Genomic DNA, 638 nt, shown 5'->3' with positions numbered 1-638 from the left:
GCCTTGGACCACGAGGCCCCGCCCTTGCGCAGGCCGACGGTGACCTTGACGCCGCTGTCGTTCAGGTTCTGCGCGTGCGCATGGCCTTGCGAGCCGTAGCCGATGATCGTGACGTTCTTGCCCTTCACCAGGCTCAGGTCAGCATCCTTGTCGTAATAAACCTTCATGGTCTTCTCCAGAAAAAAACAGGTCAGTCTTGCGGGGTGAATGGATTGATCGAGACGATCAGACGCGCAGGATGCGCTCGCCGCGACCGATCCCGCTGGTGCCGGTGCGCACGGTTTCCAGGATGGCGCTGCGGTCGATCGCCTCGATGAAGGCATCGAGCTTGGACGCATCGCCGGTGAGTTCAATGGTGTAGCTCTTTTCCGTGACGTCGATGATGCGGCCGCGGAAGATGTCGGCCATGCGCTTCATCTCTTCGCGTTCCTTGCCGACGGCGCGCACCTTGATGAGCATCAGCTCGCGTTCGGTGAAGGCGCCTTCGGTCAGGTCGACCACCTTGACCACCTCGATGAGGCGGTTCAGGTGCTTGGTGATCTGCTCGATCACCTCGTCGGAGCCGGTCGTCACGATGGTCATGCGCGACAGCGAGGCGTCTTCGGTCGGCGCGACCGTCAGGCTCTCGATGTTGTATC

General features: G+C 61.4%; 1 protein-coding gene and 1 pseudogene. Both read right to left on the bottom strand.

What is annotated here, in order from left to right:
• Positions 1 to 167: pseudogene (locus AC1D12_RS34825) on the bottom strand (ketol-acid reductoisomerase); the annotation flags it as partial.
• Positions 168 to 225: 58 nt separating this feature from the next.
• Positions 226 to 638: acetolactate synthase small subunit (ilvN, locus tag AC1D12_RS34820; RefSeq protein WP_477845600.1), on the bottom strand; the 413-nt coding region annotated here is incomplete at its 5' end.

Source organism: Rhizobacter sp. P1_G5 (assembly GCF_056405435.1).
The sequence above is the reverse complement of the archived record's forward strand: the minus strand, read 5'-3'. Positions and strand labels throughout refer to the sequence as shown.